Source organism: Dokdonella immobilis, from assembly GCF_900115085.1.
Classification (GTDB): Bacteria; Pseudomonadota; Gammaproteobacteria; order Xanthomonadales; family Rhodanobacteraceae; genus Dokdonella; species Dokdonella immobilis.
Genome location: NZ_FOVF01000011.1, coordinates 79,667 through 105,320 on the forward strand (window position 1 = coordinate 79,667; position 25,654 = coordinate 105,320).

The 25,654-nt window shown below is 64.1% G+C and carries 19 protein-coding genes; 5 read left to right on the forward strand and 14 right to left on the reverse strand.

What is annotated here, in order from left to right:
- Nucleotides 1-74: 74 nt before the first annotated feature.
- From lysS to carA, 9 genes are all read right to left on the reverse strand, one after another.
- Nucleotides 75-1,625 carry a lysine--tRNA ligase gene (gene lysS / locus BM125_RS09820; RefSeq protein WP_092407434.1) on the reverse strand — a complete coding sequence of 517 codons (1,551 nt, stop codon included), beginning with the start codon at nt 1,623-1,625 and terminating at the stop codon, nt 75-77.
- A 264-nt stretch (nt 1,626-1,889) separates the two neighbouring features.
- Nucleotides 1,890-3,015, reverse strand: a protein-coding gene (prfB, locus tag BM125_RS09825) for a peptide chain release factor 2 (protein WP_139224936.1) whose coding sequence is annotated in 2 segments (ribosomal slippage) — nt 1,890-2,939 and nt 2,941-3,015 — 1,125 coding nt in all. Because the reading frame shifts where the segments join, the coding sequence is not laid out codon by codon here.
- A 66-nt stretch (nt 3,016-3,081) separates the two neighbouring features.
- On the reverse strand, nt 3,082-3,975 hold the full coding sequence (locus BM125_RS09830; RefSeq protein ID WP_092407436.1) for a LytTR family DNA-binding domain-containing protein: 894 nt from the start codon (nt 3,973-3,975) through the stop codon (nt 3,082-3,084).
- Between the two features lie 231 nt (nt 3,976-4,206).
- Nucleotides 4,207-5,880 (reverse strand): single-stranded-DNA-specific exonuclease RecJ, encoded by a 1,674-nt coding sequence (recJ, locus tag BM125_RS09835; protein ID WP_245778876.1) that lies wholly within the window; start codon nt 5,878-5,880, stop codon nt 4,207-4,209.
- Nucleotides 5,881-5,939: 59 nt separating this feature from the next.
- Nucleotides 5,940-6,842 carry a phosphoglycerate mutase gene (locus BM125_RS20635; protein WP_245778871.1) on the reverse strand — a complete coding sequence of 301 codons (903 nt, stop codon included), beginning with the start codon at nt 6,840-6,842 and terminating at the stop codon, nt 5,940-5,942.
- A gap of 410 nt (nt 6,843-7,252) precedes the next feature.
- The gene (greA, locus tag BM125_RS09840) at nt 7,253-7,732 is read right to left on the reverse strand and encodes a transcription elongation factor GreA (protein ID WP_092407440.1); all 480 of its coding nucleotides are present in this window, start codon (nt 7,730-7,732) and stop codon (nt 7,253-7,255) included.
- Nucleotides 7,729-10,956 carry a carbamoyl-phosphate synthase large subunit gene (gene carB / locus BM125_RS09845; protein WP_092407442.1) on the reverse strand — a complete coding sequence of 1,076 codons (3,228 nt, stop codon included), beginning with the start codon at nt 10,954-10,956 and terminating at the stop codon, nt 7,729-7,731. The genes greA and carB overlap by 4 nt, the downstream gene beginning before the upstream one ends.
- Nucleotides 10,940-11,338 (reverse strand): hypothetical protein, encoded by a 399-nt coding sequence (locus tag BM125_RS09850; RefSeq protein WP_139224937.1) that lies wholly within the window; start codon nt 11,336-11,338, stop codon nt 10,940-10,942. The genes carB and BM125_RS09850 overlap by 17 nt, the downstream gene beginning before the upstream one ends.
- 4 nt (nt 11,339-11,342) lie before the next feature.
- Nucleotides 11,343-12,482 (reverse strand): glutamine-hydrolyzing carbamoyl-phosphate synthase small subunit, encoded by a 1,140-nt coding sequence (gene carA, locus BM125_RS09855; RefSeq protein ID WP_092407446.1) that lies wholly within the window; start codon nt 12,480-12,482, stop codon nt 11,343-11,345.
- 311 nt (nt 12,483-12,793) lie between these two features.
- On the opposite strand from carA, the gene BM125_RS09860 reads away from it, so the two are divergent.
- Both BM125_RS09860 and BM125_RS09865 read left to right on the forward strand, forming a co-directional pair.
- Nucleotides 12,794-13,480, forward strand: coding sequence for a 2OG-Fe(II) oxygenase (locus BM125_RS09860; protein ID WP_245778872.1), 687 nt, complete (start codon nt 12,794-12,796; stop codon nt 13,478-13,480).
- Nucleotides 13,481-13,493: 13 nt separating this feature from the next.
- Nucleotides 13,494-15,029 (forward strand): trypsin-like serine peptidase, encoded by a 1,536-nt coding sequence (locus BM125_RS09865; protein ID WP_092407450.1) that lies wholly within the window; start codon nt 13,494-13,496, stop codon nt 15,027-15,029.
- A gap of 36 nt (nt 15,030-15,065) precedes the next feature.
- On the opposite strand, the gene dapB is transcribed toward BM125_RS09865, so the two are convergent.
- From dapB to hrcA, 5 genes are all read right to left on the reverse strand, one after another.
- On the reverse strand, nt 15,066-15,863 hold the full coding sequence (dapB, locus tag BM125_RS09870) for a 4-hydroxy-tetrahydrodipicolinate reductase (RefSeq protein ID WP_092407452.1): 798 nt from the start codon (nt 15,861-15,863) through the stop codon (nt 15,066-15,068).
- Between the two features lie 62 nt (nt 15,864-15,925).
- The gene (dnaJ, locus tag BM125_RS09875) at nt 15,926-17,053 is read right to left on the reverse strand and encodes a molecular chaperone DnaJ (RefSeq protein WP_245778873.1); all 1,128 of its coding nucleotides are present in this window, start codon (nt 17,051-17,053) and stop codon (nt 15,926-15,928) included.
- Between the two features lie 101 nt (nt 17,054-17,154).
- Complete coding sequence (gene dnaK, locus BM125_RS09880; RefSeq protein ID WP_092407456.1) at nt 17,155-19,071, reverse strand: molecular chaperone DnaK; 1,917 nt, start codon at nt 19,069-19,071, stop codon at nt 17,155-17,157.
- 103 nt (nt 19,072-19,174) lie between these two features.
- On the reverse strand, nt 19,175-19,711 hold the full coding sequence (gene grpE, locus BM125_RS09885) for a nucleotide exchange factor GrpE (protein WP_092407458.1): 537 nt from the start codon (nt 19,709-19,711) through the stop codon (nt 19,175-19,177).
- Between the two features lie 147 nt (nt 19,712-19,858).
- Nucleotides 19,859-20,917 carry a heat-inducible transcriptional repressor HrcA gene (gene hrcA / locus BM125_RS09890; RefSeq protein WP_092407483.1) on the reverse strand — a complete coding sequence of 353 codons (1,059 nt, stop codon included), beginning with the start codon at nt 20,915-20,917 and terminating at the stop codon, nt 19,859-19,861.
- A 180-nt stretch (nt 20,918-21,097) separates the two neighbouring features.
- Between hrcA and recN the strand changes: the two genes are divergently transcribed.
- The 3 genes from recN (at nt 21,098) to BM125_RS09905 (ending at nt 25,542) form a co-directional block, all read left to right on the forward strand.
- Nucleotides 21,098-22,774: a DNA repair protein RecN gene (recN, locus tag BM125_RS09895; RefSeq protein WP_092407460.1), complete on the forward strand. Its 1,677-nt coding sequence runs from the start codon at nt 21,098-21,100 to the stop codon at nt 22,772-22,774.
- A gap of 580 nt (nt 22,775-23,354) precedes the next feature.
- A complete protein-coding gene (locus BM125_RS09900) occupies nt 23,355-24,587 on the forward strand; it encodes a tyrosine-type recombinase/integrase (protein WP_092407462.1) in 1,233 nt (410 codons plus the stop codon).
- A 295-nt stretch (nt 24,588-24,882) separates the two neighbouring features.
- Entirely contained in the window at nt 24,883-25,542 is a 660-nt protein-coding gene (locus BM125_RS09905; protein ID WP_092407464.1) for a hypothetical protein, read from the forward strand.
- Nucleotides 25,543-25,654: the final 112 nt, after the last annotated feature.

Consider the following 25,654-nt stretch of genomic DNA (forward strand, 5'->3'; position numbering starts at 1 on the left):
TCGGGGCGATGCCCCGTCGGTCGAGTTCAGGGTGCTTTCGCCGATCCAGAACAGTCGCCGTCCGATCGAGAGAATCAGGCTTCAGGACGCATGTAGGGAAACAACAGTACATCGCGAATCGAGGCGACATCGGCCAGCAGCATGACAAATCTGTCGACGCCGATGCCGAGGCCTCCGGTAGGCGGCAAGCCATACTCGAGGGCGCGGATATAGTCCGCATCGAAATGCATTGCTTCGTCGTCGCCGGCCGCCTTCGCATCGACCTGTGCCTTGAAACGCGCGGCCTGATCTTCGGGGTCATTGAGTTCGGAAAAGCCATTGGCGAGTTCCTTGCCGCCCACGAACAACTCGAATCGATCGGTGATTCCCGGATCCGTATCGCTTTCGCGGGCTAGCGGCGAGACCTCGACCGGATGCGCGGTGATGAAGGTCGGCTGGATCAGAGCCGACTCCACGGTCTCCTCGAAAATCGACAGCAGCAGCTTGCCCCAGCCCTGATCGGCCTTGACCGGGATCTTCAGGCGCGCGCAATGGGCAGCCATTGCAGTACGGTCGTGCAATTGATCGCGCCGGATTTCTGGATTGTGCTCGAGCACGGCGTCGTCCATGCGCCAGCGCCGGAATGGCGGCCCGAGATCGATGTCCCTGCCCTCCCAGGTCAACCTGGTCCGACCGAGAGCTGCGCTTGCAGTCTCGCGCAGCAGGGCTTCAGTCAGGTCCATGATCTCCTCGTAACCGGCATAGGCCTGATACAGCTCGAGCATGGTGAACTCGGGATTGTGCCGCGTCGACACGCCTTCGTTGCGGAAGTTGCGGTTGATCTCGTAGACGCGCTCGAAGCCGCCCACGACCAGCCGTTTGAGGTAGAGCTCGGGCGCCACGCGCAGGTACAACTGGAGGTCGAGCGCATTGTGATGGGTGGCGAAGGGACGCGCCGTGGCGCCGCCCGGTATCACGTGCATCATCGGCGTCTCGACTTCCATGAATCTGCGCGGCGAGGCCTCAAGCCACTGGCGCATGAAGCCTATCGCGCGCGATCGCAGCATGAATGTCCGTCGCGACTCCGGCGTCACGATCAGGTCGACGTAACGCTGCCGGTAGCGCTGTTCGATATCGGCCAGTCCGTGCCACTTGTCCGGCAGAGGACGCAGCGATTTGGTCAATAGCCGCAATGAATCGGCCTTGATCGAAAGTTCACCGGTCCGGGTGCGCATCAGCTCGCCTTCGGCGCCGACGATATCGCCGATATCCCAGCCCTTGAAATCGGCATAGGTGTCGCCGAGCGTGGACCCCTGCAGGAACAGTTGGATCTGCCCGCTCATGTCCTGGATCTGCACGAAGCTTGCTTTACCCATGATGCGGCGGGCCAGCATGCGGCCGGCCACGCGAACACGCCGGGCCTTTTCGCCCAGGACCTCGGCGGTCCAGCACTCGGCGTCGGCAAACTCGGCCTGCAGGTCACCGGCGAATGTGTCCACCCGGAAGTCGTTCGGATAGGCATTGCCTTTCTGGCGCAGACCGTGAAGTTTCTCCCGGCGTTCGGCAATCAACTTGTTCTCATCCGCCGGTGCGGCTGCATCGGCAAGTGCATCAACGGGAGGTTTAGAAGTGGAGTTGGCCGTCATCGGAGTCGCTCACAGAAAAAACACGGCGGGAATCTGGGCGCACCCGGGAGGCGGACGCGTCCAGAAGAAGTTGCGGCGAAGCCACGAAGGATAGCGCGATTCCAGAATCGGACGAGTCGGCCGAAGCAATGAAAAAGCAGTTCGGCAGGATAGTCGAGCGCAGTCACCACTCGATTCACGTGCACCGCCCCGACTTGTCGACGCCCTGGAACTGACCACCGGCTTGACCCACGCGCTCCTGCCGGAATCCGGGGGAGTGCGCGCTCAGGCGTCACTGCGCCTGGCCCCAGCTTCCAACCCTGATTTCAGGCTGGCTTCGATGAATTCATCAAGGTCGCCATCGAGCACGCGCTGCGTGTCGGTGCGCTCGACGCCGGTGCGCAGATCCTTGATCCGACTCTGGTCGAGCACGTAATTGCGGATCTGGCTGCCCCAGCCGATATCCGACTTCGTCGCCTCGAGCGCATCCTTTTCAGCGTTGCGCTTCTGGATCTCGATTTCGTAGAGCTTGGCACGCAGCATCTTCATCGCGTTGTCGCGATTGGCATGCTGGCTTCGTCCGGTTTGGCAGGCCACCACCACACCACTCGGCACGTGCGTGATGCGCACCGCCGACTCGGTCTTGTTGACGTGCTGGCCGCCGGCGCCGGATGAACGATAGACATCGGTCTTGAGGTCGGCCGGGTTGATCTCGATGTCGATGTTGTCGTCGACTTCGGGTGAAACGAACACCGACGTGAAACTGGTGTGGCGCCGGTTGTCCGAATCGAACGGCGACTTTCGCACGAGCCGATGCACGCCGATTTCGGTCTTGAGCCATCCGTAGGCGTAGTCGCCTTCGACCTTGAAGGTCGCGCTCTTGATGCCTGCCACTTCGCCGGCGGATGCTTCGAGGATCTCGGTCTTCCAGCCCTTGTCCTCGGCCCAGCGCAAGTACATGCGCAGCAGCATCTCGGCCCAGTCCTGCGCTTCGGTGCCGCCGGCACCGGCCTGGATGTCGACGAAGGCATTGCTCGCGTCCATCTGGCCCGAGAACATGCGCTGGAATTCCAGCTTCTCGACCCGACGCGCAATCGATTCGACGTCCTTGCCGACACCTTCGACCACGGCTTCGTCGTTCTCGGATTCGCCGAGCTCGAGCATCTCGGCCGCGTCGTCGAGACCCTGGGTCAGCTCGACGATGCCCTTGACCACGCGCTCGAGCTGGGCCCGCTCCTTGCCGAGATCCTGGGCGCGCGCCGGATCGTTCCAGATGTCGGGATTCTCCAGTTCGCGGCTGACTTCTTCCAGACGTTCCGACTTCGTATCGAAGTCAAAGATACCCCCGGAGCGAGTGCAGCCTGCTCTTCAGGTCTTCGATGCTGGCATGGATGGGATTGGACTCGATCACGGCGTTTTCAGGGATCTGTGAGGGTCGCAAAGGATAGCAAATCGCACCCCTGCCCGGCTGCCCCGCTCAGGCCACCCGGCTGCTGTCGGAGGCGCCGGCGCGTTCACGCAATTCGGCCCGATGGCGGCGGCTGCACGGGATGACGGCCGCGTCCTTCATGTGCAGTCGCGCATCGCCGGTATCGAGGGACTCGATCGAGACTATTCGGTCGAGATTGACGATGTAGCTGCGATGGACACGCATGAACAGGTCGGGAGCCAGCCTATCGCCGATGCTCGCGATGGTGCTGCGCAAGGGATAGTCGCGACCGTTGACGTGCAGGTTGACGTAGTTGCCCGAGGCCTGCAGCCACTCGATGTCGGCGGCCGCCACGAGGAATTCGCGACCGAGCTTGCGAACCAGGAAGCGATCCGGTCGATCGACCGGCTCGACCGGCGGGCCGGAATCGGGCAGGTCGAGCAGGCTCGCTTCTCCCTGCAGGCGCCTGAGGATGAAACGGTAGACTTCGATGATCGCGACCATCCAGGCGAAACTGCGAACGTCCTTGAGGTATTCGTAGAAGAACTCGCGCAGGACCGGGCCGAAGTCGTAGTGCCCACCCATCCAGGCATAGGCAAGCTGGCGCAGTCCGACCATGCCGCCGACGTGAACCACCGAAAACACCAGGCTGGCCAGCAGGTAAAGCGGCAAGCGCCGTCGCCAATTGTCCCAATGCAGCGGAACACGTCGGGTGAACCACACGACCAGGGGCAGCAGGGCCAGCATCAACAATGTACTGCTGGACTCCCAGACTACCGGCTCCCAGGCCGGAAACGCGGGATCTCGCCGGCGCATCTCGATCAGGGCCACGAGCGAATTGGCCGTGGTGTTGGCCAGGTAGAACAGCAACCAGAGTGCCATTTCGTAGGTCGTGCGATGCCCCAGATAGCGCTCATGGACGGATTTTCGTGATTCGATCATGCCTGCATTTTACGGGGTCGGTTGCGGCACGCGAAAACGCCCGTGCCGGCGGCGTCGATCGTTGTGGCAGAGCGATCGGCCGGGCATCCGGACGGGCTTTCGCCATGGTCGTCGGCAGGTCGCGGCGTGCCCGGCGCTCTGCTCTGGCACCTCGCTGCGATCCGCCCGGCGCGCGTTTGCGCGATCCGACAACCGGGTTGCATGGCACATGTTCCGCGGTTCGGGAAGGCCTCAAGCGGGAACGACATGACGAAGCAGCAGGCGCAACGTCTCGCGTCCGTTCCAGTCGTTGATGTCGAGCTGATATGCGGCGCGCAGCCGCTCGGGCGGTCTCGCACCCGCCTCTGCATTGAAGAGCATGGCCTGCAAGGGCTGCCCGAGCCCATCCATCGCCAGCTGCAGGCGCCAATGATTGCTGCCGACGACGCGCCAGGACTCGACTTCGAAGATGTTCTCAAAAACCGGTTCAGCGAATCCCTGTCCCCACGGCATCGCATAGCGCAGCTCACGCGCCAGGGCCAGCGAGAAATCGGCCGGTTCCAGCGCGCCATCGGTGTACATGACCGGCTCGAACAATTCCGCCGCCGCGCGCTCGCGGATCACTTCATCGAAGATCCTCGAAAATTCCTCCATTGCCGTTCGTCGCAGGGTCAGGCCAGCGGCCATGGCATGGCCGCCGAAACGATCGATCAGACCGGGGCAACGCACGTCGACCTCGGCCAGCACGTCGCGAACGTGGATGCCTCGGATCGAACGCGCCGATGCGCGCACTTCATCGCTGCCTTCACTGGCCGGCGCGCAGGCCACGACCGGACGATGCAGTCGGTCCTTGAGGCGCGATGCGACCAGGCCAACCACACCGGGATGCCAGTCCTCTTCGAACAGGGTCAGGCCCCTGGGCAGGTGTGCTTCGCCCTGCCTGGCGATCCAGCGCGCCACCGCGGCCTCAGCCTCTCCGGTCATTTGCGACTGCAGCTCGCGACGTTCCGCATTGATCGCCGAGAGGCGCTCTGCCAGAGCCAGGGCAACGGCAGCGTCATCGGTCAGCAGGCATTCGATGCCCACGCCCATGTCCTCGAGACGACCCGCCGCATTGATGCGCGGGGCCACCGCATAGCCCAGATCGCTCGATACCACCGTTGCCGGATCGCGCCCGGAGACCTGCAGCAGGGCCTGCACGCCGGGACACGCGCTGCCGTTGCGAATTCGCCGGATGCCAGCTTCGACCAGCACCCGGTTGTTGAAGTCAAGCGGGACCAGATCGGCGACCGTGCCGAGGGCGACCAGGTCGAGCAGCGCACCGAGGTCGGGAACCGCGGGAGTCCTGCCAGTGAACCAGCCCGAGTCGCGCAGCTGCGCGCGCAGCGCGACCAGCAGGCAGAACATGACGCCGACGCCGGCCAGGGCCTTGCTCGGGAAGCGGTCGCCCGCCAGATTCGGATTGACGATGGCGTTGGCGGCAGGCAGCGTGGAAGCGGGCAGATGGTGGTCCGTGACGAGCACCTCGATGCCGCGCGCCCGCGCCGCGTCGATGCCGGCATGGCTGGCGATGCCGTTGTCGACAGTGACGATCAGATCGGGTGCCGGGTCACCGAGCGTCGCCACCAGTGCCGCACTCAGGCCGTAACCGTGCACCGCCCGGTTCGGCACGCGGAAGTCGACATGGCTTGCGCCGAGCATGCGCAAGCCTCGTACTGCGACGGCCGTCCCGGTCGCGCCATCACAGTCGAAATCGCCAACCACGACGATCCTCCGCTTCTCGCGGATTGCCCGTTCCAGAAGCGCGCAGGCGGCCTCGATTCCACCAAGCATTGCCGGTGCAGCCATGTTGCCAAGTCGGTGCTCGATCTCGCCGGCGGCGCGAATGCCACGGGCCGCGAGCACGCGTCGAAGCACCGGATGCATCTGCGCAGGCCAATCGACCTCTGCCGACACCTGGCTTCGACGGCGAAACTCGAGTCCGCTCACGCCTGCAATCCGCGCATCGGACGCCAGAAGCGCCAGCGATGGGAACGGCGAATCCGGAAGCGCTCGCCGGACGCAAAGTTCAGCATGGCCTGATCGATGCGTCCGCCGCGGAGGGCAGCCTCCGCCGGTGCGAGCCAGTCGTCCTGCAAGGCGGCATCGCGCAGTTCGACCAGATCCAGCAGCACGGCGGACGCGGGCGCGACCGCATCGACGACCTCGAGCCATGTCCGGCTCTCGAGAGCGAGCGGCGAGACCCCGGCCAGCTGGGCCAGGGCGCGGATTTCGGCGCGATTGGAGAGCACGCCGCCGAGCGCGCTGCGCGCGAAACCCGGCAACACGCCCGCGCCCCAGAACCACAGGCTGTTGACGTTGACCGCGCCACGCGCGGCTCGCCTGGAGTTGACCGGATGGTTGTGCAGGATCACCTGCGCATCATTGAACAGTTGACGCCAGCGTTTGCCCGAAGCGCCCTCCGGAAGATGCAACTTGAGGTCGTCGCCCATGGCCTGGTCCGGCGTAGCGCATTGTGGAAGCTGCGAGCCGGGCGGCGCACGCAGGTACCAGCGGTCGCTGCGTGGAGCATCGAATTCGAAGCCGGCATCGCCGAACAAGGGCTTCAGGTCCCGGGCGATGTCGGCACATTCCGCGGGATCGAGCCCGAGTTCGCCACAGGCCAGCATGCGCGCCGTCGTCATGTCGGCCCGCACATGCGCCGGATCGGCTCGCAGCCATGCCGAACCCGCCGCATCACCGCAATCGCCCTGCCGGCTCAGTGCGGCGACCGAAAACGAGCGTCCGGGCCAGTCGAAACAGGAATCGAGGCTGCCCTCGAAGCTCGCTTGCGCCGGGTCGAGCCGATCGCCACGCGACGTCCAGCGGGCCAGGGTGGACGTCGCCACCCGCGTCGACCCTGCGCAACGCCGCCACTCCGGCAACAGCAGCACCACCCCGGTCATGAGGTAACGGGGATCGCGATTGCGGTGCGTGGGCTGGCAACTCCCACCGCGGCATCAGGGAGTCTGTGATCGAGTAGCGAAGTCGTCATGGCGTTCCGGAGGCTCTCCACAGGCGCTGCGTGGCGAATTGAGGGCGGGTTGCCTTGACGCGGCGCGCGGTGCCTGCGGGAAGCCGTGCGGACGCCACCTTTGATCAACCAATCAATCGGTCAGGCGACACCTGCCTCGTCGCAGATCGGTTTTGCGTCCACTTGAAGGAGGGCCAGCCTGTCTGCGTCGACGTTGCGCGTTTTGCATTCAGGCAGGCGCCCTGACGTCTTTACTGCTTGATCAGACCCTTCCTGCATGGCGCATCAGACCACGTAGCGAACTTCCACGATCTCATAGTTGCGGGTGCCGTTCGGGGCCTGGAACTCGAAACTGTCACCTTCGCTCTTGCCGATCAGGGCGCGGGCGAATGGCGACGACACGGAGATGAGTTTCTGCTTGATGTCGGCTTCGAGGTCGCCGACGATCTGGTAGGTGACTTCCTCGCCGCTGTCCTCGTCGGCGAGCAGGACGGTGGCCCCGAACACCACCTTGGAACCCGCATTGAGTTTCGAAATGTCGATGACATCAGCGTAGCTGAGGGCGGCTTCCAGTTCCTTGATGCGGCCCTCGGTAAAACCCTGCATCTCGCGCGCGGCGTGATACTCGGCGTTCTCCTTCAGATCGCCATGCGCCCTCGCTTCGGCGATCGCGTGGATGATGCGTGGCCGGTCGACCGACTTGAGGCGTTCGAGTTCGGCGCGCAGTCGCTCCGCGCCCTTCTGTGTCATTGGAGCTCGATTCATGCAATCAATTCCCTGTGCAGTTCCTGCAGGCTGTTGACGCTGTCGCTGGAACGGAAATCCAGCGAGTGCAGCAAGGCCCGCGCCCCCGAAATGGTAGTCGAATACGTCACCCGCTGCTGCAGTGCCTGGCGCCGGATCGAGAATGAATCCGCGATCGCCTGCTTGCCCTCGGTGGTGTTGACGATGAAGACGATCTCGCGATTCTTGATCAGGTCGACGATATGCGGGCGGCCCTCGATGACCTTGTTGATGCGCTCGCAGACGATGCCGCGTTCGCTCAGGAAGGCGCAGGTGCCGCTGGTCGCAACGAGACCGAAGCCGCGCCGGCGCAGGTCCTCGGCAATCGCCACGAGTCTCGGCTTGTCCGATTCGCGGACCGAGAGGAACGCCTTGCCAACCTGCGGTGGCTCGATGCCGGCCGCTTCGTGCGCGCGCGCAAAGGCTTCGCCGAAGGTTCGTCCGACGCCCATGACTTCGCCGGTCGAACGCATTTCAGGACCGAGGATCGGATCGACGTTCTGGAACTTGAGGAACGGAAAGATCGCTTCCTTGACCGAGAAGTAATCCGGCACCAGCTCGCTGGACATGCCCTGCTCGGCCAGGCTGCGTCCGACCATGCAGCGCGCGGCGATCTTGGCCAGGGGCACGCCGGTCGCCTTGGAAACGAACGGCACCGTGCGCGATGCGCGCGGATTCACCTCGAGCACGTAGATCTGCTCGCCCTGGATCGCGAACTGGGTGTTCATCAGGCCGACGACCTTCAGTTCGCGCGCCATCTGGCTGACCTGGAAGCGCAGTCGTTCCTGCAGCGCCGCGCTCAACGAGTAAGGTGGCAGCGAACATGAGGAATCACCGGAATGGACGCCTGCCTCCTCGATATGTTCCATGACCCCGCCGATCAGGACATTGCCCTCCGCGTCGGCGATGAGGTCGACATCGATCTCGGTGGCGTGGTCGAGGAAACGATCGAGCAGCACCGGTGACTCGTTCGAGACGCGCACCGCGTCGCGGATGTAGCGCGAGAGATCGTCGTCGTCGTGGACAACCTCCATGGCCCGCCCACCGAGCACGTAGCTCGGCCGGACCACGAGCGGGTAGCCGATCTCGCGAGCCAGGGCCAGCGCCTCGTCGGCATTCCTGGCCGTGCGGTTCGGCGGCTGGGCCAACTCGAGTCGCGTGATCATCTTCTGGAAGCGTTCGCGATCCTCGGCAAGGTCGATCGAATCGGGCGAGGTGCCGATGATCGGGGCACCAGCCGCCTCGAGCGCGCGAGCCAGCTTCAGCGGAGTCTGCCCACCGTACTGGACGATCACGCCCCGGGGCTTTTCCTTGTCGATGATCTCGAGCACATCCTCGAGCGTCAGCGGTTCGAAATAGAGTCGATCGGAAGTGTCGTAATCGGTCGAGACCGTTTCAGGGTTGCAGTTGACCATAATGGTTTCGTAGCCATCCTCGCGCAGGGCGAGCGCTGCATGGACGCAGCAATAGTCGAACTCGATGCCCTGGCCGATTCGGTTGGGACCGCCGCCGAGCACCATGATCTTGTCGCGCGAGGTGGGTTCGGCCTCGCACTCTTCCTCGTAGGTCGAATACAGATAGGCCGTGGTCGTGGCGAACTCGGCCGCACACGAATCGACCCGCTTGTAGACCGGCCTGACATTGAAGGCACGGCGAAGGTGGCGAACGGCGTTCTCGTCGGTGTCGAGCAATTCGGCCAACCGTGAATCCGAAAAGCCCTTGCGCTTGAGCGCGCGCATGCGGGCGGCATCTATCGCCGCAAGGCCCTGCCGGGCAACGGCCTTCTCGACCAGGACGAGATCCTCGATCTGGGCGAGGAACCACGGATCCACGTGAGTCAGGTCGAAGATCTCGGGCAGCGAGAGCCCGGCCCGGAATCCGTCGCCGATGTAGAAGATGCGGTCAGGACCCGGCTCGCGCAGTTCACGTTTGAGCGTGGTCATGCCGGCCTCGCCGCCGAGGTCGAGCTCAGACGGACTCAGGCCGTTCTTGCCGGTCTCGAGCCCGCGCAGCGCCTTCTGCATCGACTCCTGGAACGTGCGTCCGATCGCCATGACCTCGCCGACCGACTTCATCTGCGTGGTCAGGCGCGAATCGGCAGCCGGAAACTTTTCGAACGCGAAGCGCGGAATCTTGGTCACGACATAGTCGATGGCCGGCTCGAACGACGCCGGCGTCAGCCCACCAGTGATTTCGTTGCGCAGCTCGTCGAGGGTATAGCCGACCGCAAGCTTGGCCGCCACCTTGGCAATCGGGAAACCGGTCGCCTTGGAGGCCAGCGCCGACGAGCGCGAGACGCGCGGGTTCATTTCGATGACGACGACGCGGCCGTCGTCGGCATTGATGCCGAACTGCACATTGGAGCCACCGGTATCGACACCGATCTTGCGCAGAACCGCGATCGAGGCATCGCGCAAGCGCTGGTATTCCTTGTCGGTCAGGGTCTGCGCCGGCGCGACCGTGATCGAGTCGCCGGTATGCACGCCCATCGGATCGAAGTTCTCGATCGAGCAGACGATGATGCAGTTGTCCGCCCTGTCGCGGACAACTTCCATCTCGAACTCCTTCCAACCGAGCACCGACTCCTCGATCAGGACCTCGTTGACCGGCGACAGATCGAGCCCGCGCTTGACGATCTCCTCGAATTCCTCGCGATTGTAGGCAATGCCACCCCCCGAACCGCCGAGGGTGAAGCTCGGCCGGATGATGGTCGGATAGCCGACCTTGGCTTGCGCCTCGAGCGCGCCTTCGAAGCTGCGCACGACCTCGGCCTTCGGGCACTCGAGACCGATTTCACCCATGGCCACGCGAAACAGCTCGCGATCCTCGGCCATGCGAATGGCGTCGCGCGACGCCCCGATCATCTCCACGCCGTACTTGTCGAGCACGCCGCGATCGGCCAGATCGAGCGCGCAGTTCAGCGCGGTCTGGCCGCCCATGGTCGGCAGCAGCGCGTCGGGCCGTTCCTTGGCGATGATCTTCTCGACCATGCGCGCGTTGATCGGCTCGATGTAGACCGCGTCGGCGGTCTCCGGATCGGTCATGATCGTGGCCGGATTCGAATTGATCAGGACGACGCGATAGCCCTCGTCCTTGAGTGCCTTGCAGGCCTGCGCACCCGAATAGTCGAATTCGCAGGCCTGGCCGATGACGATCGGGCCGGCGCCGATGACGAGAATGGTGCGCAGATCAGTTCGTTTTGGCACCAGACTCGCCTTCTTGGAGTTTGCCTTCGTTGAGGAACAGGGGATCGGCCGGGCCGATCTCGATCATCACCTTGCGCACACCCTTGCGCGGCACGGCGAGTTCGATCGATCCGGCTTCCGGACCCAGTTGCAGGGTCAGGGTCACATTGGTGTAGCGCACCAGGGTGCCGCTGCGCGTCGTGTTGTTGGTCGTGTAAACGACCAGCTTCTGGCCGATCTTGTTTTCGAGGTCGGGGTATTCGATCTCGCGCAGAGTGGCCTGGGCCTTCGGCGCCGCGGAGGATTTGCCGGCCTTGGCCGGACCGGCAGCGATCAGGGCCGGGGCGGCCAGCAGGGCCATCGCAGCGAGCACGAAACGGAACAGGAAGTGTGGGTTTCTCATGGGTCTATGCCACGCCGACAGCGCGCGCCTCCATCAACTGAATGAAACGATCGAACAAGGCAGCGACATCCCGCGGACCGGGACTCGCCTCCGGATGCCCCTGAAAGCCGAACGCTGGTGCGCCAGTCACTTCGATGCCCTGCAGGGAACCATCGAAAAGCGAACGATGCGTGGCCCGTGCCGTCGCCGGCAGGGTCGACTCGTCCACGGCGAAACCATGGTTCTGGCTGGAAATCATCACGCGGCCGCTATCCAGGTCGATGACCGGGTGGTTGGCGCCATGATGGCCGAACTTCATCTTGACGGTACGTGCACCGATCGCCAGTCCGAGCAACTGGTGGCCCAGGCAGATGCCGAAAATCGGGATGCCCAGACCGAGGAACTCGCGTATGGCCTCGATCGCGTAGTCGCAGGGTTCCGGATCGCCCGGACCGTTGGACAGGAAGATGCCATCTGGTTGCAGGGCCAGTGCCTCGCTGGCCGGCGTCTGTGCCGGCACCACGCTGACCCGGCAACCGCGGTCGGCGAGCATGCGCAGGATATTGCGCTTGATGCCGAAGTCGTAGGCGACCACATGCTTCGTCGCCGGGGTCTGCCGCGCGGCGTTGCGGTCGAGGTCGTGACTGCCTTCGGACCAGGCGTACGGCTGCGCGGCACTGACGACCTTCGCCAGGTCCATTCCGGCCAGTCCGGGGAAGTCGCGTGCGGCGGCAAGCGCCCGTTCCGCTGAGGGTGACTCCGCGGCGATGATGCAGCCGCCCTGGGCGCCCGTCTCGCGCAGGATCCGGGTCAGCCGCCGGGTGTCGATGTCGGCGATCGCGACGATGCCCTGTCGGACCAGGTAGTCAGCCAGGCTCTCCTCGTTGCGCCAGTTGCTGGCCAGCAGGGGCAGGTCGCGAATGACCAGACCGGCCGCCTGGACGCGGTCGGACTCGGCATCGGCCGCGTTGCAGCCGGTGTTGCCGATGTGCGGATAGGTCAGCGTAACGATCTGACGGGCATACGAGGGATCCGTCAGGATTTCCTGGTAGCCGGTCATTGCCGTGTTGAAAACGACCTCTCCGGTCGCGCTTCCCTCGCAGCCGATGGATCGGCCATGGAACAGGCTACCGTCGGCGAGGGCAAGGATGGCTGGCTGGGTCATGCATTCGCCTGGTTGGGAGCCCTAGCGTCGCGCAAGGTTTGCAGCGCAGGTGCGACGAAACCCGCGGGCTGGTTTGGCCAGTCCGTGGTTTGGGCAGGAAGTGTGGAATCGAGGCGAGGCGGAATGATAGGCATCGGCTGGCGTGATGTCCACCGCCACGCCGGTACCAGCGTGATGTGCGTTCAGCCCGGATACCGCCCGATTCGGATGCCGTCCCCGAATTTCGAATGCCCCGCGACGGCGTTGCCCTGCCCGCGCTGCCGAACCCGGATAGAATTGCGGCATTCGTCCGTTCAGGAACACTACCCGTCTTGAATCTGCTCGACCCCCACGCCCTCGAACGTCCGGACACGGTCGTTGTCTCCGAACCGTTCGCCTTCCTGGTCGCGCACGGCCAGTTGCCGGAAGCGGCGCGTCCAAGCCTTGGGACCGATTTTCCACGCTATCCGAGTGCCGGGTTCTTCCCGCACGAACGGGTCGATTGCGGGGCGGCCATCAATGCCCTGATCGATGAACTGACCAGCCCCGCCATCGCCGGTGCCATCGGTCGCCGCCTGGGCATCGCCAATCTCGGCCAGTATCCGACCCTGGTGACCATCTGTCGGGCCCTGAACCGGCGCCATGGCACCATTCATACCGACAGTCGCTCCAAGATCGCTACGGCGCTGCTTTACCTCAACGAGTCCTGGCCCGAGACCAGCGCGGGCTGCCTGCGCTTTCTCAGGCGCGCGGACAGCATCGACGACCAGGTAACGCCGGAGATCAAGCCCCTGTACGGGAATCTTGTCGCCTTTCGCCGCAGTGACTGCTCTTTCCATGGCCATCTGCCCTATGAGGGCGAGCGCAGGGTGATCCAGGTCGCCTGGCTGACCAGCGAGGAGGAAAAGTCGCGCAAGACCAGGCGTGGCAGGTTTTCGCGGTTGTTCAAGAAGCTCTTCGGCGCAATCGACCGTAGAATCGGCGCAGGACGCAGGGACGACGCCTCGCACCTCGACTAGTCAGGACATCCCAATGAAACCACTCGTTTGTGTTCTCGCCGGCATCCTGCTGCTGGCAAACTGCAATTCCGCTCTGGCCCGTCGAGGCGAAGCACCGTTCAGTATCGGTCCGATGGCCAAACGCGGCATGGTCGTCCCCGAATTCGCCTTGCCTGCGATCGATCCGCCCGCGATCCGGGCCGCGGCCGACGCCGTGGCGGAGAATCCAGGCGAACCGCATGCGAAGCGACTGCCGATCGCCGTCGAAAACACGGTAGCCCTGAATCCAGCCAGCGACGGCCTGTGGCAGCTGATGTCCGACGGATCGATGCTGTGGCGACTGCGCATCCGCGTCCCCGGTGCCACCGACCTGCACCTGGGCTTCACCGGATATGACCTCGTTGCCGGAGCGGCGCTCTGGGTGATCGGCGCGGACGACTACTATGAGGGCCCCTACACAGCGGATGATCGCGGCCCGCTCTGGGTACCGATGGTACCGGGTGACACCGCCACGATCGAACTGCATGTCCCCGCCGGCGCGCGCCTGGACGCGGGCAACCTGGTGCTGACCAGCATCGGTGCCGGCTTCCGCGATCTTTTCAGGGCCGACGTTCGCACGGGCGTTCCGGGGAATTCGGGGCCGTGCAACATCAATGTGGTCTGTCCACTCGGGCAACCCTACAGCGCCGAGGCCCGGGTCCTGGCGTACTACGAATTTCGCGCCGACGGCGGCGGCACCTTCATCTGCACGGCGACGCTGATGAACGATGTCCCTGGCGACCGCAAGAATTACGTACTGACCGCCGCGCACTGCCTGTCCAGCGCCGCCGAGGCCGCCAGCATGCGCCTGTACTGGAACTACCAGTCGACCAGTTGCTCGGCCAACACGGGAATTTCGTTCGCGCAGAACCAGACCGGAACGACCCTACGCGCGACGCGGGCCGACGCCGATTTCACCCTGGTCGAACTGAACCAGAACCCGGATCCGGCCTGGAACCTCTTCCATGCTGGATGGGATGCCTCGAACATCGCCCCGTCCGGCAGCATCGGCCTCCATCATCCGAGTGGCGACGTGGCCAAGGTTACCCACAACCCGACCGCTCCGCGCACAGCCAACAACTGCATCGGCACCGGCGGCGGCAGCGTGAATACCCACTGGAATACCGGCCCCTACGACCAGGGCACCACCGAGGGCGGCTCCTCGGGCTCGGGCTTGTGGATCCCTGCCAACGATGCGAGCAACAACGGAAAGCGATTGATCGGGGTGCTCTCCGGCGGCACGGCCCTTTGTGCGGGACCTGTGCCGGACGATGGCTTCGACTGCTACGGGAAGTTCTCGGCTGCCTGGAGCGGCCCCTCACCGTCCAGTCGTCTGCGCGACTGGCTCGACCCCCAATCCAGCGGCGTCATGAGCATCGCGGGTATCGACAACGTGCCTTCGTCGAGCACGCTCGATCCGGCCCTTGCCGCGCGCGTCGCCGCCGAGCGGCAGGCCGTCCCGTTGCGCAACGGTGGACGAGGCCTCTCGCGGCAGCCGCGAACGCCCGGGTCGAACACGTCGACCCATTGATCGCGCGGCCAGCGGACGGGGCGTGCTTTTCGTGGTTCAGCGACTGTCCGGCGCTGCCGTCAGGCCGAGCGCATCGGCCATCGAATAGACTCCCGGTTTTTGCCCGGCCAGCCAGCGCGCTGCCCTCAGCGCGCCACGTGCAAACACGTCGCGATCACTCGCGCGATGGATCAGTTCGACGCGCTCGCCGGGTCCGGCGAGGCGGACTTCATGCTCGCCGACGATGTCGCCGGCCCTGATGACGGCGTAGCCGACGCTGCCGTCCTGGCGTGGACCCGATCGATCGATCGCGGCGTCGCCCTGCAGGCTGCCGCGAGCCTGGCGGGAACGCTCGCCGAGCATCAGTGCCGTTCCCGATGGCGCATCGCGCTTGTGCCGATGATGGGCTTCGATGATCTCGCAATCCCAGTCCGGCAGCAGCCGCGCCGCCTGTTCGACCAGATGGGCCAGGACCGCAATACCCGCGCTGAAATTGGCCGCCCACAGAACCGGAACCTCGGCCGAGGCCCGCTGCATCGCGCTGCGCTGGGCCTCGCTCAGTCCGGTCGATCCACTGACCAGCGCAAGCCGCCGCGCTCGAGCCAGATCCAGGGCCGCATCGAATCCCGAGCTGCCGGAAAAGTCCACGAGCACGTCGGCCCGCAGGTCCTTCGGCGCTGCAGTCGTGTATGAAAAACCCGGCTGGATGCTCCTCGCCGCAGGATCGGGCTCGTTGCCCGGGCGCACCAGTGCCGCGGCGATGGACAGCTCGGAGTCTTCCATGGCAAGCCTGAGGACAGCCTGCCCCATCCTGCCCGCAGCACCGCAGACCACCAGTTGCAACGACTTGCCCATGTACGCTCCCCGGTCGATGGACGCAGGGTAAACCGATCCCCGCACCTCGTGCCATCGTCCCGTCAGGAGGTCACGCGATCCCAGAATTGCTTGACGCCGTCGAACCACGAGCGATTCCGCGGCGAATGCGTGTGCGCATTTTCGCCGACGAAGGTCGACTCGAACTCTTCCAGCAGTTCGCGCTGGCGCGCGGTCAGCTTGACCGGCGTCTCGAGGACGACGCGGCACAGCAGGTCGCCGGTGCGGCCGCTGCGGACCGATTTGACGCCCTTTCCGCGCAACCGAAACAGCTTGCCGGTCTGCGTTTCCGGCGGAATCGTCACGGTCGCTTCGCCACCGAGGGTGGGCACCGAGAGTTCGGCGCCGAGGGTCGCCTGGGCGAAGCGGACCGGTACTTCGCAGTAGAGGTCGTCGCCTTCGCGCGTGAAGATCGGGTGTTCACGGACGCGGACTTCGACATACAGGTCGCCCGGAACGGTTCCGGCCGGGCCCGCTTCGCCCTGCCCGGTCAGTCGGATGCGATCACCATTGTCGACGCCAGCCGGGATCTTCACGTCAAGCGTGCGCTCGTCGTTGATCCGACCTTCGCCGCGGCAGCTTCGACACGGATTGGCCACGGTCTTGCCGGAACCGGCGCAATGCGGACAGGTCTGCTGCACCGAGAAGATGCCGTTCTGCATGCGCACGCGGCCGTGGCCGCGACAGGTCGCGCAGGTCGAGGTCTTGCCGTCCTCGGAGCCGCTGCCCGAACACTCGGAGCAGGCTACCAGGGTCGGCACCTCGATCTGCTTGTCGACCCCGAACACCGCTTCTTCGAGGTCCAGTTCCAGCAGGTAGCGCAGGTCGGAACCGCGTCGGGCCCGTCCGCGACCGCCGCCCATGCCGAAGATGTCACTGAAAATATCGCCGAAGATGTCACCGACGTCGCCATTGAACCCGCCGCCGCGGCCGCCCATGCCATGCTCGAAGGCGGCATGGCCGTACTGGTCGTAGGCAGCCCGCTTCTGGCCGTCACCGAGGATCTCGTAGGCCTCCTTGGCCTCCTTGAATTTTTCCTGGGCATGCGGATCGTCCGGACAGCGGTCCGGATGACACTTCATGGCGAGGCGACGGAACGCCTTCTTCAGGTCATCGTCCGAAGCCGTCCGTTCAATGCCGAGGACTTCGTAGTAGCAACGTTTGCTGGTCATGTCGGAAACGGGCATCGGAGGCAATCAGGACGGTAGGGCGTACAACGGGACGGCACCCGGCGCTGTCGCGCCGGACGCCGTTCCGCGGGGACATGGCCCAATTACTTGTCGCCGTCCTTCACTTCGGTGAACTCGGCGTCGACCACGTCTTCCGGCTGGCCCGGACCAGCCTGCGCGCCACCATCCGCACCCGCCTGCGCACCGGCCGAGCCCGGCGCCGCATGCAGCGACTGGGCCACTTCCTCGACGCGCGCGATCTTCGCCTCGATCTGCGCCTTGTCGTCGCCCTTCATGGCCTTGTCGAGTTCCGACAGCGCCTCTTCGATGCTGCCGAGCTGCTCGCCGGGAACTTTGCCGCCGTGTTCCTTGAGCGCACTGCGCGTGGCATGCACGAGCTGGTCGGCCTTGTTGCGCGTGGTGACCAGTTCCTGGAAACGCTTGTCCTCCTCGCGATTGGCCTCGGCGTCGTTGACCATGCGCTGGATCTCCTCGTCGGACAGGCCGGAACCGGCCTTGATCTCGATGCGCTGCTCCTTGCCGGTCTTCTTGTCCTTTGCCGACACATGCAGGATGCCGTTGGCGTCAATGTCGAAGGTGACCTCGACCTGCGGCATGCCGCGCGGTGCAGCCTCGATGCCGGCCAGATCGAACTTGGCCAGCGACTTGTTGAAGCGTGCCTGGTCACGCTCGCCCTGCAGCACATGCACGGTGACCGCGCTCTGATTGTCCTCGGCGGTCGAGAACACCTGGCTGGCCTTGGTCGGAATCGTCGTGTTCTTCTCGATCAGCTTGGTGAACACGCCGCCGAGGGTCTCGATGCCGAGCGACAGCGGGGTCACGTCGAGCAGCAGCACGTCCTTGACCGATCCGGACAGCACGCCGCCCTGGACAGCCGCACCGATGGCCACGGCTTCGTCGGGGTTGACGTCCTTGCGCGGTTCCTTGCCAAAGAAGTCCTTGACCGCATCCTGCACTTTCGGCATGCGGGTCTGGCCACCGACCAGGATCACTTCCGAAATGTCGGAAACCTTCAGGCCGGCATCGGAAAGCGCCGTACGGCACGGCTCGATCGTGCGCTTGATCAGGTCTTCGACCAGCGACTCGAGCTTGGACCGGGTCAGGCGCATTTCCAGATGCACGCCTTCGTTGTTGACCTGGGTGATGAACGGCTCGTTGATGTCGGTCTGCTGGCGCGAGCTCAGCTCGATTTTCGCGCGCTCCGCCGCCGAGCGAACTCGCTGCAACTGGATCGGATTCTTGCGCAGGTCGACGCCGTGCTGCTTTTCGAATTCATCGATGATGTAGTCGATGACGCGCTTGTCGAAATCCTCGCCGCCGAGGAAGGTGTCGCCATTCGTGGCCAGCACCTCGAACTGCTTCTCGCCGTCGATTTCGGCAATCTCGATGATCGAGATGTCGAAGGTGCCGCCACCGAGGTCATAGACCGCGACCTTGCGGTCGCCGCCCTTCTTGTCGAGGCCGTAGGCCAGCGCGGCCGCGGTCGGCTCGTTGATGATGCGCTTGACTTCGAGACCGGCGATGCGGCCGGCGTCCTTGGTCGCCTGGCGCTGGCTGTCGTTGAAGTAGGCCGGTACGGTGATGACCGCTTCGGTCACCGGCTCGCCGAGATAGTCCTCGGCCGTCTTCTTCATCTTCATCAGCACCTGCGCGGACACTTCCGGCGGCGCCATCTTCTTGCCGTCGGCCGTCTCGACCCAGGCGTCGCCGTTGTCATGGGCGATGATCTTGTAGGGGACGAGGTCGATGTCCTTCTTGACCTCGTTGTCGGTGAACTTGCGTCCGATCAGGCGCTTGACCGCCGAGAACGTGTTCTTCGGATTGGTCACGGCGCCGCGGCGCGCGGTGGCGCCGACCAGGACTTCGCCGTCCTTGAACGCAACGACGGACGGGGTCGTGCGGTCGCCTTCGGAATTCTCGATGACGCGGACCGAACCGCCTTCCATGACCGCGACGCACGAGTTGGTCGTGCCGAGGTCGATACCAATAATCTTGCCCATGTGTGTCTCTCCCAAACTATCGATTTCGGCCGCATCGGCCACTGGCGCTGAACTGGGGGTGCTACGTCAGGATTCAAGCTTCCCGGCCGCGATATCAGCCGGCTCAGGCCGGCGCCTGGGCCACGTTGACCAGGGCCGGACGCAACAACCGCTCGTTGAGGACGTAGCCCTTCTGCAGCACGGCGACCACGGTGTTCGGTGCGTGCTCGGTGGTATCGACCATACTCATGGCCTGGTGCCGTTCCGGGTCGAACGCCTCGCCGACCGGATTTACGATGACGATGCCATGCGCGGTGACCACGCGCATCAGCTCCTTCAGGGTCAGCTCTACGCCAGCCCTGAGTCCACCGCCTTCGGTCTTGTCGGCGACCAGTCCGCGCTCGAGGTTGTCGATGACGGGCAGCAGTTCGGCCAGCAGCTTTTCGTTGGCGAACTTGCGCGCCTGGTCCAGATCGCGCTGCAGGCGCTTGCGCTGATTCTCGATTTCGGCGCGTTCGCGCAGGACCAGCTCGCGCATCTCGCCGAGCTTGGTCTCGTATTCGGCCATCAGGTTGGCCAGCGCCTCGTCGCCCCCGGCCAGGGTGGTTTCGTCGACCGGCGATTGTTCCGCCTCGTCGCGCGCCGGATCGGTGTTTTCCATTTCGCCTCCACAAGCAAGATGCGGCCGGATGGCGTGCCATCCTGGCCGGATTTCCGACAATGAATCATTGGCCTGCCCCCGGGAGGGTGTCCGCCGCTCACTGCGTGTGCGCGGGCGGCGCCTGCGGGGTCCGGCTTCCCGGGCTTCCTATGGGGGCGTCGCCGAGCGGTTCAAGGCTCCGGAAATCAATTGCGCGGTCGTAGCGACCACGGGAATGACGCGTTCGTAGGCCATCCGCGTCGGGCCGATCACGCCGAGCACGCCGAGCACCCGATTGCCGACGCCATAGGGGGCGGTGACCAGCGAATAGCCGCCGAGAGCCGCGAATCCGGACTCCTCGCCGATGAACAGGCGAACGCCGTCGGCGCGCGAGCAGCGATCGAGCAACTGCAGCAAGTCGCGCTTGCGCTGGAATGCATCGAACAGGTCGCGCAGGCGATCCACTTCGGAAAGTTCATGCACGCCCATCAGGTTGGTCTGACCGGACACGAGCATGTCGTTGTCGGCCGGGGACTGGAAGGCCTGCTGAGCCACCTCGACGGCCGTCGACAGCAGGCGATTGAGGCGGGCGCCCTCCTCGCGCATCTCGCGCAACAGGCGTGTGCGGATTTCTTCGAGGCGCAAACCCGCAAAGTTCGAATTGAGGTAATTGGCGGTCTGCTCGAGCTCGCTCGGCGAATAGACATGCTGGGTTTCGATGACCCGGTTCTGTACCTGCCCATCCGTGAACACCAGGATGACCAGCAAGCGGTTGGCATCGAGGGCGACGAAGTCGATGTGCCGGAACGGAAACTCGTCGTGCCGCGGCACGCTGACCACGCCGACGAAGCGGGTAATTTCGGAAAGCAGGGCGCTGGCGCTGCCGAGCAGGGCCGGGGTCGCTGCCCCGGTTGGCAATTCCCTGCGCAGCTGTTCGACCTGCGGCTCGCCGAGCGGGCGCATTTCGAGCAGGCTGTCGACGAACACGCGATAGCCCTGGGCGGTCGGAACGCGTCCGGCCGAGGTATGCGGTGCGGCGACCAGGCCGGCGTCCTCGAGGTCGGCCATGATGTTTCGGATCGTGGCCGGGCTGAGATCGAGCCCCGACGACTTGGCCAGGGTGCGCGATCCCACCGGCTGGCCATCGGCGATGTATTGCGCTATCAGGCTGCGCAACAGGCTGCGCGATCGTGCATCGAGTGAGTCGGGGTTGCCTGGATAGCTCATGTGCGCAGCATACACAGCAGCCATGGACAGGCAAGCACGCTGAGGGCCAGGCGCAGGGATTGCGACGCACCTCCGCGAAACTGGCCCGACGGCGGGATCCCGGACCCCGCCGATCCTGCCCGGATTTGCGACAATCCGCGCCGGTCCGGAAACTTCACGTTCGAAACCAGGGAAGCAGGCATGCTGCGTACGCTTTACGTCAAAGACTTCGCGATTGTCGGTGAGGCCGAAATAGGCTTCGGCGCTGGCCTCACCGTGGTCACCGGCGAGACCGGTGCGGGCAAGTCGCTTCTCGTCGATGCCCTGCTCCTGCTCGCGGGCAACCGGGCCGACGCCAGCCTGGTCCGGCACGGCTGCGAGCGTGCCGAGCTGTCGGCCGAATTCGATCTCGGTGAACGCACGGACCTGCGTGACTGGTTGCGCGAAGAGGCGCTCGACGATGAGGAGGCCTGCCAGTTGCGCCGGGTCATCCGCAGCGAGGGCAGCTCGCGTGCCTGGATCAACGGTCGACCAGTCACACTGACCCAACTGAAGGCGCTCGGCGAGCGCCTTATAGAGATCCATGGCCAGCACGAGCACCAGGCCCTGCTAGAACGCAGCCAGCAACTCGCCCTACTCGACGCGTTCGGAGGCCACGGCGAGGCGCTCGAGCGTGTGCGCGCGCTGGCAAGTTCGTGGCGCACGGTCAATGCGGCGATCCGCGAGATCTCCGGCGATGAAGACCATGGCGAACGCATCGAGTGGCTGGGCCATCAGGTCAATGAGCTCGAAACGCATGCGCTCGATGTGCAGGCGCTGGCCACGCTCGAGGACACCCACAAACGCCTGGCCAACTCCGGACAATTGCTGCAAGGCTGCGCCGGCCTCGCTGACCAGCTCGACGGCGACAGCGAATTCAGCGTTTCTCGCCTGATAGCCCGCGCCCACGGCGAGTGCGTCCGCCTGGCCGCCCTCGACCCCAAGCTCGAAGCGATCGGCGAATTGCTCGACGCCGCCAGAATCCATGTCGACGAATCCGTAGACAGTCTGGCCCGCTATCAGAGCTCGCTTGATCTGGATCCTGAGCGCTATGCCGAGATCGATGCTCAACTCGGCAAGCTGCACGAGCTTTCGCGCAAGCACCGGGTGCCGATGGCCGACCTCAAGGCACACGGCCAGGCCCTGCGCGAGGAACTCGATGCCTTGCGTAGTGCCGGCATCCGTCTGCTCGCGCTGCAAAAGCAGGAAACTGAAATCCGGCGTGAGTTCGAAACGGCGGCCAAGGCATTGAGCCTGGCCCGAACCGGCGCGGCCAAACGCCTCGGTGACGCCGTCGGAGCGCTTCTGGCCGACCTCGGCATGGCCGGGGGGCGCTTCGAGGTCGCACTCGAGCCGACCCCGAACAAGGATCCCGACGCCCAGGGCACGGAACGCTGCGAATTCCTGGTCAGCGCCAATCCGGGCCAACCCGTGCGCGCCTTGCGCAAGGTCGCTTCCGGCGGCGAACTGTCGCGCATCAGCCTCGCCCTCGAAGTGGCCGCGCTCGGATTCGACGAGGTCGGCAGCATGGTCTTCGACGAAGTCGACGCCGGCATCGGCGGCGCCGTGGCCGAAGTGGTCGGCCAGAAATTGCGCCGACTTGGCCAGCAGCGGCAAGTACTTTGCGTGACCCATCTGCCGCAGGTGGCCGCCCAGGGCCATGCGCACCTGAAGGTCAGCAAGGCGAGCGAAGCGGATTCGACCGAAACCCGCATCGAAGTGCTCGATTCCCGAGCCCGTCGCGACGAGATCGCCCGCATGCTCGGCGGTGTCGAGATCACGCGGGAAACGCTCGCCCACGCGAAACAGATGCTGCAGGTGGCGCAAGCCAGCGATTGAGTGCGCCCCCGGGTCTGGAACTGCAGGACGCCGGCGCAGACGGTCCAAATTCGTTCCCCTCGGTACCGAAGGCAGGATGCCGGAGCGAACATTGCCGACGGCAATGGCCCGAAGGGCGGAGGGCGGGACGCCCGGAGTCAACCAACGGGTCCGTCCACCACCTCTCTCCGCCAGACACAAAAAAAGCCCCTCGCGGGGCCGCTCCGACCAGTTGTGCGGTCGCGTGCCGGGGGATTGTTCGGCCCATCCCTGGGCCTCACCCTCCGCGCTTCGCGCTGCGGGCCAGCCTTCGGCTGTCCAAAATGGTTCCAGACCATTTTGTCGAACCGGAGGGTTCTCCGGCACCCTCTCTCTCCGCCAGATACAAAAAAAGCCCCACGTGGGGGCTTTTTTTGTATCTGGCGGAGAGAGAGTCCGATCACGACACGTTCGTCCGAGTCCGTTGGAATCCGCTTGATACCCTGTAGCCCTTATTGGCATTGCTTTTCCGGTACATAATCACTCCGCGCCTATTCGTTGACGTCCGCCAGCATCCGGCGTACTGTGATGGGAACAACGTGGGTATCGGAGGGTTTGGCGGATGGTTTTCGGCCGAAAAAGACTGGATCCAATCACCATCAAGACCCTGAAGCCGGGCCGCCATGCTGACGGCGGCAACCTCTATCTGCTGGTCAAGCCCGACGGCCGCAAGACTTGGCTGTTCCGCTACCGCGATCGGATCACCGGAAAGCCTCGCGATGCCGGCCTGGGTCCGCTGGCTGATGTGAACCTGACGCTGGCCAGAGAAAAGGCGCACGCGATGCGCCTGCAGTTACTCGATGGCGTTGACCCTTTGACCGCGAAGAAGGAACGAAAGGAGACCGAACGGGCGGAGCGAGCCAAGCGCGTCACGTTCAGCTGGTGCCTCGATCGCTTCTTGGCCATGAACGAGGCCGAATGGCGCAACGAGAAGCACCGCGGCCAATGGCGCAGCACCATGACGACCTATGCGGCGCCCCTCATCCCGATGTTCGTTGCCGATATCGAGACGGCGCACGTTGTCGCAGCCCTTGAACCAATTTGGACCACCAAGACCGAGACTGCCACGCGCGTGCGCCAGCGCATCGAAACAGTGTTGTCCTGGGCGACCGCGAACCGATACCGGCAAGGCGAAAACCCGGCGCGCTGGAAGGGTCACATCGACCAGATCCTGCCCAAGCCAGGGAAGCTCAAAAACGTGCGGCATCACCCTGCCGTGCCTTACCTCGACATGCACGCTTTCATCATTGACCTGCGCGAACGTTCGGGACTTTCTGCGCGCGTTCTGGAATGGCAGATTCTGACCGCAGTTCGCCCTGGCGAAGCGACCGGCACGCAATGGGACGAAATCGATATGGACGCCGCTGTATGGACCATTCCTGGCGAGCGCATGAAGGCCGGCATTACTCACCGCATCCCGCTGTCCCGCCCTGCGCTTGACCTCCTTCGCTCGCTGCCTCGCGTCGGGTCGTTCGTCTTCCCTGGCGGCAAACCGAAGGCGCCCCTATCACTCGCCGCCGGCTTGAACTTGATGAGGGACTTGCGACCTGGATTCGTACCGCACGGACTCCGCTCAAGTTTCCGCGACTGGTGCGCGAATACCGGCGTGAATCGCGATGTTGCCGAACGATGCCTTGCACACGTCGTCAAAGACAAGTCAGAGGCGGCCTACCAGCGGAGCGACATGTTGGAGCCGCGCAAACGCGTGATGACCGCTTGGGCCAAATTCATCGAGACGCTGCCGCGAACTGGCAACGTTACGAATATTACCAAATCCACGGCGAAGGCAAGCTAGCTGCTACGTCCGCACAACTGATGCAAAGCTTGGTGGCAAGGCGGTCAACGCAACACTTCGGCGCTATTTCTCAGGTTAGAGCTGTGGTTGGCATGCGTGGCCGATCCACAACAAAGTACGCTTGGAGAGGGTGCCGTCGCAGACTAGATTGATCGAGAATGACAATCTCTGAAGGGTCCCATTTGAAATTCGACCCTTGAGAACATTGGTCTGTGAGCCGGAAGCTTGCCGTCGACAAGAGGTTTTCAAGGGTCGCGTTTGAAACGCGCCCCTTGTCTGCGCAAGGAAGGAAGCCATGAGCAAGAAGAAAATTAGTTCGTACGCGACCCCTGTATATTCAATCGAGCAACAGTGGGAATTGGTCGCGAAGTTTCGCGACCTACTGATTCGATCGGCCGAAGAGTACCCAGAAGCCGAGCACGTTCAGGTTCAGGCACTGCCACTCATGACCCTCGATACCGCCCAAGTAGGTATACCATTTCGCCTCGAGAACGACATCTTCGGCGACCCATCGCCAACTTTGGCCAAACTTGAACTCGACTGGCAGAGTTGGAACCGGCGCCACGATTGCACAGGGTTCATGGACCGAAACCCAAACCATCGGTCCCCACTGGAGGCTCTAAACGCGTGCTTCTACAACTGCCTGGTCCCTCCACCAGAACTGCTTCTGGCGATTCGTCACGTCAGCTCGTCGTATTTTGATGCAGCCGGGACAGTAACCTTAGAAGAGGCGTTTTTCGGAAAGACGAAACGAAAGGTAGGAAACTACTCGGCGCGCGTGCATTCGGAAGAGAGCGAAGATGCAAGGATGCGTCTCATGGACATTTATTTCCCTGAAATTCTGAATAGATCAGAAAGAGCCCAAGAAATCGTTAAGTGGCTTCGTCTCGACATCTCCCCAGAAACGCTCGAACGCATGGTGAACAAGACGCGTGCGAAGAAAAAAGCCAAGTAGGCCAATTTCGTAGATCGAGGTATCTGGCGACAACACAATGTCGCGAAGGCGAAAGGCGAATCCGCAAGGACGGAGTGGATTATTAAGAGCCTTTTTTGTCCTGTACAAGGGC